Source organism: Paenibacillus sp. FSL H7-0350 (genome assembly GCF_038593195.1).
In the GTDB taxonomy this organism is placed as follows: Bacteria; Bacillota; Bacilli; order Paenibacillales; family Paenibacillaceae; genus Paenibacillus_AQ.
The window spans coordinates 5,442,210-5,455,156 of the sequence record NZ_CP151972.1; the positions used below are offsets into that span (position 1 = coordinate 5,442,210).

The 12,947-nt window shown below is 52.3% G+C and carries 6 protein-coding genes, 13 tRNA genes and 2 rRNA genes; 19 read left to right on the top strand and 2 right to left on the bottom strand.

Annotated elements, in window-relative coordinates; translation table 11 throughout:
• Positions 1 to 141: 141 nt before the first annotated feature.
• The 17 genes from NYE24_RS24750 to NYE24_RS24830 all read left to right on the top strand — a co-directional run bounded on the left by NYE24_RS24750 (position 142) and on the right by NYE24_RS24830 (position 7,198).
• Positions 142 to 3,070: ribosomal RNA gene (locus tag NYE24_RS24750) — 23S ribosomal RNA — on the top strand.
• Between the two features lie 76 nt (positions 3,071 to 3,146).
• Positions 3,147 to 3,263, top strand: a 5S ribosomal RNA gene (gene rrf / locus NYE24_RS24755).
• Between the two features lie 51 nt (positions 3,264 to 3,314).
• Positions 3,315 to 3,390, top strand: a tRNA-Asn gene (locus tag NYE24_RS24760).
• A gap of 3 nt (positions 3,391 to 3,393) precedes the next feature.
• Positions 3,394 to 3,483, top strand: a tRNA-Ser gene (locus NYE24_RS24765).
• Between the two features lie 162 nt (positions 3,484 to 3,645).
• Positions 3,646 to 3,717, top strand: a tRNA-Glu gene (locus NYE24_RS24770).
• Positions 3,718 to 3,722: 5 nt separating this feature from the next.
• A tRNA-Val gene (locus NYE24_RS24775) sits at positions 3,723 to 3,798 on the top strand.
• A gap of 32 nt (positions 3,799 to 3,830) precedes the next feature.
• A tRNA-Met gene (locus tag NYE24_RS24780) sits at positions 3,831 to 3,907 on the top strand.
• Between the two features lie 4 nt (positions 3,908 to 3,911).
• Positions 3,912 to 3,989, top strand: a tRNA-Asp gene (locus tag NYE24_RS24785).
• A gap of 205 nt (positions 3,990 to 4,194) precedes the next feature.
• Positions 4,195 to 4,269: transfer RNA gene (locus tag NYE24_RS24790), tRNA-Gln, on the top strand.
• A gap of 26 nt (positions 4,270 to 4,295) precedes the next feature.
• Positions 4,296 to 4,371, top strand: a tRNA-Lys gene (locus NYE24_RS24795).
• Between the two features lie 16 nt (positions 4,372 to 4,387).
• Positions 4,388 to 4,471: transfer RNA gene (locus tag NYE24_RS24800), tRNA-Leu, on the top strand.
• A gap of 7 nt (positions 4,472 to 4,478) precedes the next feature.
• Positions 4,479 to 4,553 (top strand) — tRNA-Gly (locus NYE24_RS24805).
• A 10-nt stretch (positions 4,554 to 4,563) separates the two neighbouring features.
• A tRNA-Arg gene (locus tag NYE24_RS24810) sits at positions 4,564 to 4,640 on the top strand.
• 32 nt (positions 4,641 to 4,672) lie between these two features.
• Positions 4,673 to 4,746: transfer RNA gene (locus NYE24_RS24815), tRNA-Pro, on the top strand.
• A 17-nt stretch (positions 4,747 to 4,763) separates the two neighbouring features.
• Positions 4,764 to 4,834 (top strand) — tRNA-Gly (locus NYE24_RS24820).
• Positions 4,835 to 5,225: 391 nt separating this feature from the next.
• On the top strand, positions 5,226 to 6,176 hold the full coding sequence (locus tag NYE24_RS24825) for a WYL domain-containing protein (RefSeq protein ID WP_036701958.1): 951 nt from the start codon (positions 5,226 to 5,228) through the stop codon (positions 6,174 to 6,176).
• A 179-nt stretch (positions 6,177 to 6,355) separates the two neighbouring features.
• Entirely contained in the window at positions 6,356 to 7,198 is an 843-nt protein-coding gene (locus NYE24_RS24830) for a DNA-binding protein (protein ID WP_342476926.1), read from the top strand.
• Between the two features lie 193 nt (positions 7,199 to 7,391).
• Here the strand turns inward: NYE24_RS24830 and katA are convergent, their stop codons facing one another.
• A complete protein-coding gene (gene katA, locus NYE24_RS24835) occupies positions 7,392 to 8,846 on the bottom strand; it encodes a catalase KatA (protein WP_342476927.1) in 1,455 nt (484 codons plus the stop codon).
• Between the two features lie 270 nt (positions 8,847 to 9,116).
• The gene (glgP, locus tag NYE24_RS24840) at positions 9,117 to 10,733 is read right to left on the bottom strand and encodes an alpha-glucan family phosphorylase (RefSeq protein ID WP_342476928.1); all 1,617 of its coding nucleotides are present in this window, start codon (positions 10,731 to 10,733) and stop codon (positions 9,117 to 9,119) included.
• A gap of 312 nt (positions 10,734 to 11,045) precedes the next feature.
• Between glgP and rbsK the strand changes: the two genes are divergently transcribed.
• Both rbsK and aroD read left to right on the top strand, forming a co-directional pair.
• Positions 11,046 to 11,984 (top strand): ribokinase, encoded by a 939-nt coding sequence (gene rbsK / locus NYE24_RS24845; protein ID WP_076161834.1) that lies wholly within the window; start codon positions 11,046 to 11,048, stop codon positions 11,982 to 11,984.
• Between the two features lie 102 nt (positions 11,985 to 12,086).
• Entirely contained in the window at positions 12,087 to 12,851 is a 765-nt protein-coding gene (gene aroD / locus NYE24_RS24850) for a type I 3-dehydroquinate dehydratase (protein WP_342476929.1), read from the top strand.
• Positions 12,852 to 12,947 lie beyond the last annotated feature (96 nt).

Below are 12,947 nucleotides of genomic sequence, written 5' to 3' on the forward strand. Positions count from 1 at the left end.
TAAGCTCTCATCTTTACCTTGATCCTTGAAAACTGGATACCGAAACGAATTTGCGTTTAGAATATTCCTTTAAGCTGAACTTGTGTAAACAAGTTTTGAATTAATGGCGATACTAGCGATTTTCCTTAGGGAAAACGCATTGGTTAAGCTACTAAGAGCACACGGAGGATGCCTAGGCGCCAGGAGCCGACGAAGGACGTGGCGAACAACGAAACTGCCTCGGGGAGCTGTAAGCAAGCTTTGATCCGGGGGTGTCCGAATGGGGAAACCCAGCTGTGGTAATTCGCAGTTACTCGTATCTGAATACATAGGATACGCAGAGGCAGACCAGGGGAACTGAAACATCTAAGTACCCTGAGGAAGAGAAAACAATAGTGATTCCGTCAGTAGCGGCGAGCGAACGCGGAACAGCCTAAACCAAGAGGCTTGCCTCTTGGGGTTGTGGGACGTCTCACATGGAGTTACAAAGGAATATGGTAGGCGAAGAGGTCTGGAAAGGCCCGCGATAGAGGTAAAAGCCCTGTAGCCTAAACTGTGTTCTCTCCGAGACGGATCCCGAGTAGTGCGGGGCACGTGAAACCCCGTATGAATCCAGCAGGACCATCTGCTAAGGCTAAATACTACCTGGCGACCGATAGTGAAACAGTACCGTGAGGGAAAGGTGAAAAGCACCCCGGAAGGGGAGTGAAATAGAACCTGAAACCGTGTGCTTACAAAAAGTCAGAGCCCTCTTTATGGGTGATGGCGTGCCTTTTGTAGAATGAACCGGCGAGTTACGTTTAACATGCAAGGTTAAGGTGAGAAGCCGGAGCCGCAGCGAAAGCGAGTCTGAATAGGGCGACTGAGTATGTGGACGTAGACCCGAAACCGTGTGATCTACCCCTGTCCAGGGTGAAGGTGCGGTAACACGCACTGGAGGCCCGAACCCACGCATGTTGAAAAATGCGGGGATGAGGTGGGGGTAGCGGAGAAATTCCAATCGAACTCGGAGATAGCTGGTTCTCCCCGAAATAGCTTTAGGGCTAGCCTCGGTGAATGGAGTGGTGGAGGTAGAGCACTGATTGGGTGCGGGGCCCGCAAGGGTTACCAAGCTCAGTCAAACTCCGAATGCCATTAACTTCTTGCCGGGAGTCAGACAGTGAGTGCTAAGATCCATTGTCAAAAGGGAAACAGCCCAGACCATCAGCTAAGGTCCCCAAGTGTGTGTTAAGTGGGAAAGGATGTGGAGTTGCACAGACAACCAGGATGTTGGCTTAGAAGCAGCCACCATTGAAAGAGTGCGTAATAGCTCACTGGTCGAGTGACTCTGCGCCGAAAATGTAACGGGGCTAAACACACCACCGAAGCTATGGCTAGATGCTTTGCATCTGGGGTAGGGGAGCGTTGTATGTGGGTTGAAGGTGTACCGTAAGGAGCGCTGGACAGCATACAAGTGAGAATGCCGGTATGAGTAACGAAAAGATCAGTGAGAATCTGATCCGCCGAAAGCCCAAGGTTTCCTGAGGAAGGCTCGTCCGCTCAGGGTAAGTCGGGACCTAAGGCGAGGCCGAAAGGCGTAGTCGAAGGACAACAGTTTGAAATTACTGTACCACCGTAATCCGCTATGAGCGATGGGGTGACGCAGGAGGGTAGTGACGCGGACTGATGGATGTCCGTCTAAGCAGTGAGGCTGGTGTGTAGGCAAATCCGCACACTATTAAGGCCAGGCTGTGATGGGGAGCGAAAATTATAGTAGCGAAGGTCATGATCTCACACTGCCAAGAAAAGCCTCTAGTCAGGAGAAGGTGCCCGTACCGCAAACCGACACAGGTAGGCGAGAAGAGAATTCTAAGGCGCGCGGAAGAACTCTCGTTAAGGAACTCGGCAAAATGACCTCGTAACTTCGGGAGAAGAGGTGCCTCGGTAGGGTGAATAGCCCGAGGGGGCCGCAGTGAAAAGGCCCAAGCGACTGTTTAGCAAAAACACAGGTCTGTGCGAAGCCGTAAGGCGAAGTATACGGGCTGACGCCTGCCCGGTGCTGGAAGGTTAAGGGGAGTGGTTAGGGGTTAAACCCGAAGCTGTGAACCGAAGCCCCAGTAAACGGCGGCCGTAACTATAACGGTCCTAAGGTAGCGAAATTCCTTGTCAGGTAAATTCTGACCCGCACGAATGGCGTAACGACTTGGGCGCTGTCTCAACGAGAGATCCGGTGAAATTTTAATACCTGTGAAGATGCAGGTTACCCGCGACAAGACGGAAAGACCCCATGGAGCTTTACTGCAGCTTGATATTGAATTTGGGTACGATCTGTACAGGATAGGTGGGAGCCGTAGAGGCAGGAGCGCAAGCTTCTGCGGAGGCGCCGTTGGGATACCACCCTGATCGTATCTAGGTTCTAACCTAGTACCGTAACCCGGTACGGGGACCGTGTCAGGCGGGCAGTTTGACTGGGGCGGTCGCCTCCTAAAGAGTAACGGAGGCGTTCAAAGGTTCCCTCAGAATGGTTGGAAATCATTCGCAGAGTGCAAAGGCATAAGGGAGCTTGACTGCGAGACCTACAAGTCGAGCAGGGACGAAAGTCGGACTTAGTGATCCGGTGGTACCGCATGGAAGGGCCATCGCTCAACGGATAAAAGCTACCCTGGGGATAACAGGCTTATCTCCCCCAAGAGTCCACATCGACGGGGAGGTTTGGCACCTCGATGTCGGCTCATCGCATCCTGGGGCTGAAGTAGGTCCCAAGGGTTGGGCTGTTCGCCCATTAAAGCGGTACGCGAGCTGGGTTCAGAACGTCGTGAGACAGTTCGGTCCCTATCTGTCGTGGGCGCAGGAAATTTGAGAGGAGCTGTCCTTAGTACGAGAGGACCGGGATGGACGTACCGCTGGTGCATCAGTTGTTCCGCCAGGAGCATGGCTGAGTAGCTACGTACGGACGGGATAAGCGCTGAAAGCATCTAAGCGTGAAGCCCCCCTCAAGATGAGATTTCCCAGTATGTAAGACCCCTTGAAGACGACGAGGTAGATAGGTTGGAGGTGGAAGTGCAGCAATGCATGGAGCTGACCAATACTAATCGGTCGAGGGCTTATCCAAATTTCTAACACGCAGATTCGTTTCGGATTCAGTTTTCAGGAATCAATTCCTGAAGCATTTACGCTGTAAATGCCCGTTTGGTGGCGATAGCGGAGGGGTTCCACACGTACCCATCCCGAACACGACCGTTAAGCCCTCCAGCGCCGATGGTACTTGGACCGAAGGGTCCTGGGAGAGTAGGACGCCGCCAAGCGGACCATCCACACACACTGTGGTATTTTTTTTGCCCTAATTGGTTACATATTCCCTGATAGCTCAGTTGGTAGAGCACTCGACTGTTAATCGAGTTGTCACAGGTTCGAGTCCTGTTCGGGGAGCCATATGGAGAGGTGTCCGAGTTTGGCCGAAGGAGCACGATTGGAAATCGTGTAGGCGCCACAAGCGTCTCGAGGGTTCGAATCCCTCTCTCTCCGTAGCGTTACCTCTCTGCAAAGGGATGAGAACTCTCAGTGGTTCGTTGGAGCATAGGCTTCGTTAGCACTGCTTCGCAATCTCGTAACGAAGTGAAGAGTATCCCTCTCTCTCCGTAGCGTTACCTCCCTGCAAAGGGATGAGAGCAAATATATTTACAGCATGGCTCGTTGGTCAAGGGGTTAAGACACCTCCCTTTCACGGAGGTAACATGGGTTCGAATCCCATACGAGTCATATATGGAGGCTTAGCTCAGCTGGGAGAGCATCTGCCTTACAAGCAGAGGGTCGGGGGTTCGAACCCCTCAGCCTCCACCATCTATCTTAACCGAATAGATTTTGTTCAATGACGCGGGGTGGAGCAGCCCGGTAGCTCGTCGGGCTCATAACCCGAAGGCCGCAGGTTCAAATCCTGCCCCCGCAACCAATTTGGAACCGTGGTGTAGTTGGCCTAACATGCCTGCCTGTCACGCAGGAGATCGCGGGTTCGAATCCCGTCGGTTCCGCCATTTAATGGCTTAAGGGATGAGAATTCCCTGGGTTCGCTTACGCATAAGCTTCGTAAGGAATACTTCGCAATCTCGTAACGGAGTGAAGAGTATCCCGCCCTGTTAAGCCATTTTAATTGGTATTAAGACATAAGGGATTGAGCATCCTATATCTCGAAGTATAGAGTATCCATCCGATTCCGTAGTATTTTGCTAATTATAATATTGGGGATTAGCCAAGCGGTAAGGCAACGGACTTTGACTCCGTCATTCATAGGTTCGATTCCTATATCCCCAGCCATCTATTTTCGATTGTTTCTCTTATGAGAGCCATTAGCTCAGTTGGTAGAGCACCTGACTTTTAATCAGGGTGTCGAAGGTTCGAGTCCTTCATGGCTCACCATTTTCTTGTAACGTGTGCGCGTGTGGCGGAATGGCAGACGCACCAGACTTAGGATCTGGCGTTTCACGACGTGGGGGTTCAAGTCCCTTCACGCGCACCATGTTTTTGCGGACGTGGCTCAGCGGTAGAGCATCGCCTTGCCAAGGCGAGGGTCGCGGGTTCGATTCCCGTCGTCCGCTCCATATAGATTTTGCGCCCTTAGCTCAGCTGGATAGAGCGTTTGACTACGAATCAAAAGGCCGGGAGTTCGAATCTCTCAGGGCGCGCCATTTATACTTCATTGATTCAGTTTTTGTATTAACGGGATGTAGCTCAGCTTGGTAGAGCACCTGGTTTGGGACCAGGGGGTCGCATGTTCAAATCGTGTCATCCCGATATTTCATTTCACCTATGCGGGTGTAGTTCAATGGTAGAACTTCAGCCTTCCAAGCTGATAGCGTGGGTTCGATTCCCATCACCCGCTTATATCTGTATCACGTGAGTCCGTCAGCCCTATTGGGAAGGCGGACTTTTTTTGCTATTTAGGAAATGTATGAGAAAAACCGAACACAATAGAATCCAGAGTATCGATGCTCCACCTGGCTAAGCTGTAGCTGTCAAATGGCCGCCAGAAGGCAGAGAGATGGAGAGAAGGCAGAGAGATGGAGAGAAGGCAGAGAGAGGGAGAAAAGTGAACTCCGTTTGAGAGTGGTATTAGCAGCAGTATCGTTCACCCGTTAGGGTGATTTTGTTGTAAGGGCCGGGAGGTTGCAATAGTATTGGAGGGCGTTATGTTTCTATAGAACTGATATAGTATAACTATGGGACTATTGGATCATAGGCAACACTTACTTGGAAGCTGAGGAGCATTTGTTATGACAGACAAAGTAATACGGATTTTTAGAATCATTAACGCCATTCAGTCGAACCCCGGGATTACCGCAGCAGATTTGGCCTTTAGGTGCGAGGTGAATATAAGAACGATCTACAGGGATCTTGAGCTGATCAGCCACTTTGCTCCGGTTACGAATGAAGGAAGGGGCACGGGGTACCGGTTCATGGGGAAATTCTTTTTGTATCCGCTGGATTTCTCGGAGCAGGAGTCGCTGGCGTTCTCTTTGCTGCCTTCGGTCCTGAATCAGGATAGAATCCCACCGGGTTTTCATTCTGCGTATGACAAGGTGATGGGGACTCATCTGAAGGAGAAATCGCGGCAAAATGGCCTGCTGGAGAATATTGCGGATATTATTCAAATGGGCACCCCGGCCTACCGCAAGGAGAGCCGGAACTTCCTGCAGCCGCTTATTGGAGCAATCCTGGAGCAGCGCAGCATCCGTACGGTATACCACTCGCAATCAAGCAACGTTACTACGGCGCGGGAGATTGACCCGTATTATCTGATCCCGCGGGATCAGCGTTTTTATCTCATTGGCTATTGCCATCTGAAGGGCGCAATACGTACGTTCCGGATCAGCCGGTTTGAGCAGGTAGAGATGACGGCGTCTACTTTTGATAAGGGAAATTTCAATATTAAGCAGTATCTGAAAAACACCTGGTCGATCAACCGGGGGACCCGGAATGTCACGTTCAAGGTACGGTTCGATCCGGAGGTGGCGCGTTACATTAAGGAAGAGGAGCTGTTCGTACAGCCGCGGATGAGCGAAGAAGGCGATGGGACGCTGCTGTTCGAAGTCACGGTTAATAATGAGAATGAGTTCATCAAGTGGATTCTGCAGTATGGCCCTAATGCGGAGATTCTGGAGCCGGAGTCGGCCAGGGAACGATTGAAGGAGCAGCTGGAGCAGTGGCTGGATGTGTATCAGTAGTAGTTGTAGATCACAATATTACATAATATGGAATAAAATATGTCGAAAAGGTTAGATTGAATAGTTCAACTGGAGAATAAAGGCTTTTTTAGAGATATATATGCCCTGAATGAATTGACCGGAGCGGTGAAGCAGGTTATTATTGGAATATAATGGAATGATAGGAGGCAAGATAGAAATTGCTGGAACTGGATGGGATGAATGAAGACTCTTTGACAGATATGCTTAAAGTCTCGTTCTCATGGGAGAACTGGACGGCAATTCTCGAGATTTCAGACAAGCTCTTTGAACTTGCAGTTCTAACCTACGGCTCCCATCAACAGGGTGCAAAGAAGTATTATTTGAAAAAAAATATAGCGTATTATCTCGGGTACAGTGCATGCATGAAGGGGATTGCCTATCAAAAGCTCGGTAACCTCGCTGAATCAAGAAAATGTATAGGCTTGTATTCGGATTTGAGCTGGATCAAGGATATGGATCAGGAAGCTGCCACAGAAGTGGAATACTACAGGAACATTGCGATAGCCAACACCTTCGTCATTGATCTGCTGGAAGGAAAGGTAGAAGTTCTCCCTGATTATGTTGAATTCATTCGCACAGGGGATCAGGAGGAGCTGCTTGCCTGCCTGATTACTGTACTGGAATCTGCAATTAAGTATAACTTTTCTATCGATTGGGTACTGGATGAGTTCAATGAGCCGCTTAAGGAGCTGAGCTGTAGAGCGAAGCAGGAAGACATCAGATACTACATAGACTACATGCATCTTAGTGCAATTTATTTGTATAAAAGGGAGAAAATTCATGATGCAATTAATCTGACTCTCTATATTTTGGTAATAAGTAGTAAACTTTATGATGGGACAGGCTTTAGGAAGATCGTGTCGTTTTATGAGCACATCCGGAGCCATGCCACCGCAGAACAACAAGAATCTTATCAAAACATAATGAAAAATATCTTAGAGAGGGAGTTTTTAAAAGATGAAAAAGGCGATCTCGTTATTAACAGCCGTATTGTTGATTAGCGCAAGCGTTGTGGTATCAACTGCAAGCGCAGGCGGCCACTTATCCGCAGCCTCCGGCAATATCTCTATTAACAATCACGGAGCAGGCCACTAGTCTATAATCTCTCTGTCTCATGAATCTGGAAATATAAGCTGCATATCATGCAAAAAAAGGGGTAAGCGATGCTTATCCCTTCTTTGCTGTGGATAGAGGTTACTCTGTTACAGCCAATCCCAGTCCTTCTGCGATTCGACGGCCAAACTCCGGATCGGCTTTGTAGAAGTGGCCAATCTGGCGGCGCTTGATCTCCTCAGACTCTACTGGAGTCATGGCACCAACAATATTGCTTACGAGCCGGGTACGCTCCTCTTCGCTCAGCAGGCGGTACAGGTCCCCCGGCTGGGTGTAGTGATCGTCATGATCATATGAGACGCTGTCCGCCTGGCCTGAGACTTCAAAAGCAGCCGCCTTATGCTGCGCTGACTCGGTTGCACCTCCGGAGCTGTTAGGCTCGTAGTAGACGGAGCCTCCCCCGTTATTCGTAGCATTCATCGCGCCGTCGCGCTGATTATTGTTGACCTCGGCGACAGGCTGGTTAATCGGCAGGTGGTTATGGTTCGCTCCTACACGGTAGCGGTGGGCATCCCCGTATGCGAACAGTCGGCCCTGAAGCATTTTATCCGGAGAAGCCTCGATGCCTGGAACGAATGAGCCGGGGGAAAAGGTGGCCTGCTCCACTTCGGCGAAGTAATTCTCAGGATTGCGGTCCAGCACCATGCGGCCTACCTCAATCAGCGGGTAATCCTTCTGCGACCATACCTTGGTTACATCAAACGGATCGAAGCGGTAGGTGTCGGCATCCTCCACAGGCATAATCTGCACATGCAGCCTCCAGGCCGGGAAGTCTCCGGTATCAATGGCGTTGAACAAGTCCTCTGTATGATAATCCGGGTTCTCCCCGGCTAGCTGTGCTGCCAGCTTAACATCGAGATTCTTGACGCCCTGCTCTGTCTTGAAGTGGTATTTGACCCAGACGGCTGCACCTTCGGCATTCACCCACTTGAACGTATGGCTGCCGAAGCCATGCATATGGCGGAGAGTAGCCGGGATGCCGCGGTCAGACATCAGAATCGTCACCTGGTGCAGAGACTCGGGGGAGAGGGACCAGAAGTCCCAGACCGCATTCGGGTTCTTCAGATGGGTCTGCGGATGACGCTTCTGGGTATGGATGAAGTCCGGGAATTTGATGGCGTCACGGATGAAAAAGACAGGCGTGTTATTGCCGACCAGGTCGTAGTTGCCCTCTTCGGTGTAGAATTTCACAGCAAAGCCGCGCGGATCGCGCACGGTATCGGATGAGCCCAGTTCCCCGGCTACGGTAGAGAAACGGATGAACATCGGGGTGCGTTTGCCGACCCCGGACAAGAAGGCAGCCTTCGTATATTGGGAGAGATCATTGGTGACTTCAAAATAACCATGGGCACCGGCACCTTTGGCATGAACGACCCGCTCAGGAACACGTTCACGGTTGAAGTGGGCGAGCTTTTCCAGTAAGTGGACATCCTGCAGCAGCACGGGGCCGCGGGCACCGGCGGTCATTGAATTCTGGTTGTCGCCTACGGGGGCGCCCCAGCTAGTCGTTAGCTTGTTGTTATTGTTTGTAGTCATGAACACAATCACCTCGTGTAGGATTTGATTTTAGATTAAGTATAAGTATTATAATAGCAAGAATTTAAATAAAATCAATCCTTTTTTATAATTATTATAATTAAGCTTATGTAGAAGAAGGATGGTTGATGATACTAATGCAACAAAAAACTCCCGCCCGCAGCAGCGGACAGGAGGGGGGATTCTGGAACAGAAGCGGAGCAGGAAGGGGTACTGATGACGGAAGCAAGAAGACCTGCAAGTTAGCTGATGATACCAAACTAATACGAGTTAGCTTGTGATATACATCCGGTTATAGTATTCATCCAGCATGCGCTTGGTGGCGAATTCGATGCGGGTGGTCTCGATGCTGCGGTGCATCATCTGCACCCACTTAGCCTGATCCTCATAGAAGACCGGGAGGACGCGGTTCAGCAGGGTCTCGTACAGTGCATCGCTATCATGCTGGTCAAGCACCGCAAAGTCGGTAGTCTCGAAGCCGTCGCCGATCTGCCAGCCGTTCTCGCCGTCGATGCAGGCCTCCGGCCACCAGCCGTCCAGAATGGAGCAGTTCAGGACGCCGTTCATGGCGGCCTTCATCCCGGAGGTTCCGCTGGCTTCGAGCGGTCTGCGCGGATTGTTCAGCCAGATGTCAGAGCCGCGGGTCAGCTGGGCTCCGATGGTCATATCGTAGTTCTCCAGGAAGACTACGCTCTTCGGATATTTGCGCATCATGGCTACAAGATTACTGACGATCCGCTTGCCGTTGTCGTCCAGCGGGTGCGCCTTGCCGGAGAAGACAATCTGGATCTTGCCGCTCTCCAGGTACGGCTCTATAATGTCCGGCTGGGAGAAAATCAGGTCACTGCGCTTGTAGGGAGCGGCGCGCCGGGAGAACCCGATCAGCAGCTGGTCGGCATTCAGGGCGATGCCGGAACGTTCCTCGATGAAGCTGATCAGCTCCTGCTTGATCTCCTTGTGCACGGCCCACAGGTCGCCGCCCTTCTCAAAGGCACGGGTCATCCGCTCATCTACCCAGGTAGGGGTGTGAATCGCATTGGTGATGCCTATGATGGCAGACCGGCCGGCGACTTCCTTCCACATGGTGTTCGCGGTGTCGGCATGAAGCTGGGCGACTGCATTCGAGATCCGCGACAGCCGCAGACCGGCAACGGTCATGTTAAAGGGTTCTCCGCCAATCCGCTCCATTTGCGCCCGGGTTAAGCTATTAAAGGCCCCCATGTATTCCAGCCGGTCCAGCGGATGGGTCTCGTTACCTTCCTTAATCGGTGTATGTGTAGTGAACACAACCTCTTCCCGTGTAGCCTTCCAGGCTTCTTCAAAGGTACTGCCGCCGGACATCTTCTCCCGGATCAGCTCGATTGCAGCAAGCGCCGCATGTCCTTCGTTGAAGTGATAGACATCGATGGGAATGCCCAGGGCGCGCATGGCTTTGACGCCGCCGATGCCCAGAACGATCTCCTGGGCAATCCGCTCCTCCCCGAACCAGCCGTAGAGCTGGCCGGTAATCCAGGCATCGCTGTTCTCCGGGATATCGGTGTCGAGCAAATAGAGCGGACGGTTGCCGAAATGGTCGGTTTTCCACACTTTGCAGACTACATCGGTCTTTCTGACTTTTACCGTGACCTTGACGCCTGTATCTTCCAGGAAGTCGTACACATAGTTGTGGTAAGAGTCGTAGGGGTTACCGTCTGCATCAATCTTCTGGTCCGTGTAGCCCTGCTTCCATTTGAGTCCGATAGGGATGATGGGTGCCCCGATATCCTGCGCGCCCTTGATGTAATCTCCGGCCAGAATGCCTAAGCCTCCGGCGTACATTTTGAAATCGGAATGCAGTCCGTACTCCATGCTGAAATAAGCTACTGACGGTAAGTGGTTGTCGCTCACTTGATAAGCCTCCTAAATGCGATTTAGATGGTACTGCGAATAAGAATTACTGCAGGCTGTATCTAAGATGCAAACGTTTGCTCAATAAGGCAGGACGGGCTCTGGAAGCGATTGCACCATCATTCTAGCATATTTATCCTTAAAAAGCACAGCGAATTTTCGGTGACAACTGGCTGCCTGTGGAGCCGATAAATAAAATTTGATTAACCTGCCGGAAGGCCATAAGATAAGGGGAGAATAAATGTACAAGGTTCATCTAAATCATAAGCTAAACCATAAATCAAACAATAAACCAAGTGGTGGTGTAAAGGATTGAGTATAGTCGTAATTGGAAGTCTGAATATGGATATGGTCGTGCGGGCAGAGCGTGCGCCGGAGGCCGGGGAGACCCTGTTCGGTCAGGGATTTGTTCTGTCTCCAGGCGGAAAAGGGGCGAATCAGGCCGTTGCGGCGGCCAGACTGGGCGCGGATGTGACGATGATCGGCAGAGTGGGGAAAGACGCTTTTGGCAGCGGGCTGCTGGAGATTATGGAGCAGGAGCGGGTGCATACTGCGTATATCTCACAGAGTGAATCCCAGGCTACAGGGGTTGCTTCCATTGTGGTGGACGGGTCCGGAGAGAACCGGATCATTGTGGTGCCTGGTGCGAATATGGAGATGAAGCCGGAGGATATTGAAGCGCTTGAGACAGTGATCAGCGGGGCCGGGATCGTGGTGATGCAGCTGGAGACGGATCTGGCGATGTGCGAGGCTGCGGCAGTCCTGGCGTTCCGGCACGGGATACCGGTGATTCTTAATCCGGCTCCGGCCCAGCCGCTGAGTGATGAGCTGCTGCACCATGTGACCTATCTGACTCCGAATGAGACAGAGGCGGGTATTCTGGCTGGCATCTCTGTGGAGAATGTGGAGGATGCAGAGCGTGCGGCCCGGATTATGCTGTCAAAAGGGGTCCGGCACGTCATTGTAACGCTTGGCTCCAAAGGGGCGTTAATCGTGGATGCTGCCGGAAGCCGGCATGTCCAGGGGTTCCCGGTGCAGGCGGTCGATACGGTGGCAGCCGGTGATTCCTTCAACGGGGCTCTGGCCTGGCAGCTGACCTGCAGTAGGACACTGGAGGAAGCGGTCCGCTTCGCCAATGCTGTCGGTGCGCTGGCGGTTGGCAAGACCGGTGCGATTGCTTCTCTGCCCAGACTCGAAGAGGTGGAGCAGTTCCTGCGGACAGCTGCTGATGCGAAGCCTCATGAGCAGTAGATCCCGTATGTGAGATAGAGTAAGCAGATGCTTATAGACAAATTAAGCGGGGAGCGTCAGAGGAAGCTCTGAGACTCCGGGTCCGCTAAGGAGCTGACACGTTTGAGCGGTACAGTAACTGTTAAGAATATAACCCTCGGAGAAGGGATGCCCAAAATCTGTGTTCCGCTGGTCGGAACGACGCGGACGGAGCTGCGTGCAGAAGCTGAGGCGCTAATCGCACTGGCGCCGGATGTGGTGGAGTGGCGCAGTGATTTCTTCACGGAGGTGGAAGATATTAATGCTGTGACCCAGGTGCTGGAGGACATTCAGCGTCTGCTGCCGGAGATTCCGCTGATCTTCACCTTCCGCAGCGCCAGGGAAGGCGGCGAGAGGGAAATCTCCTCAGCCTATTACTTCCGGCTGATCCAGGCAGCGGTAGAGAGCGGGCTGGTGGATATTGTGGATGTGGAGCTGTTCCAGGAGGAAGCGGAGGTCCGCAGACTGATTACAGCAGCACATGGACAGGCGGTGTTCGTGATTCTCTCGAATCATGACTTCGACGGGACGCCGTCCGAGGAGGAGATTGTCTCCCGGCTGCGCCGGGCGCAAGAGCTGGGCGGCGATCTGCCGAAGATTGCCGTAATGCCGCAAGGTCCAGCCGATGTGCTGACCCTGCTGGCGGCGACGAACCGGATGCAGGAGCAGTATGCGGACCGTCCGATCATTACGATGGCGATGAATGGGGAGGGCGTGATCAGCCGGCTGGCCGGAGAGATCTTCGGCTCGGCGCTGACCTTCGGTGCAGCGCATAAGCCTTCGGCACCGGGGCAGGTGGCGGTTGCCGAGCTGCGCGGTGTGCTGGAACTGCTGCACCGCAGCTTGTAGCGGCTGCCGGTTCGGAAGCAGCAGGAATGGGGATAGAGGGGTGCTTCCGGCCGGTGAAACGGTGGAAGCACCCTTTTGCATACATAGAGAGTATTG

Excerpts from the sequence above, each read along its gene's own strand:
- katA (WP_342476927.1), bottom strand. The coding sequence starts at position 8,846 with ATGACTACAAACAATAACAACAAGCTAACGACTAGCTGGGGCGCCCCC.
- NYE24_RS24825 (WP_036701958.1), top strand. The coding sequence starts at position 5,226 with ATGACAGACAAAGTAATACGGATTTTTAGAATCATTAACGCCATTCAG.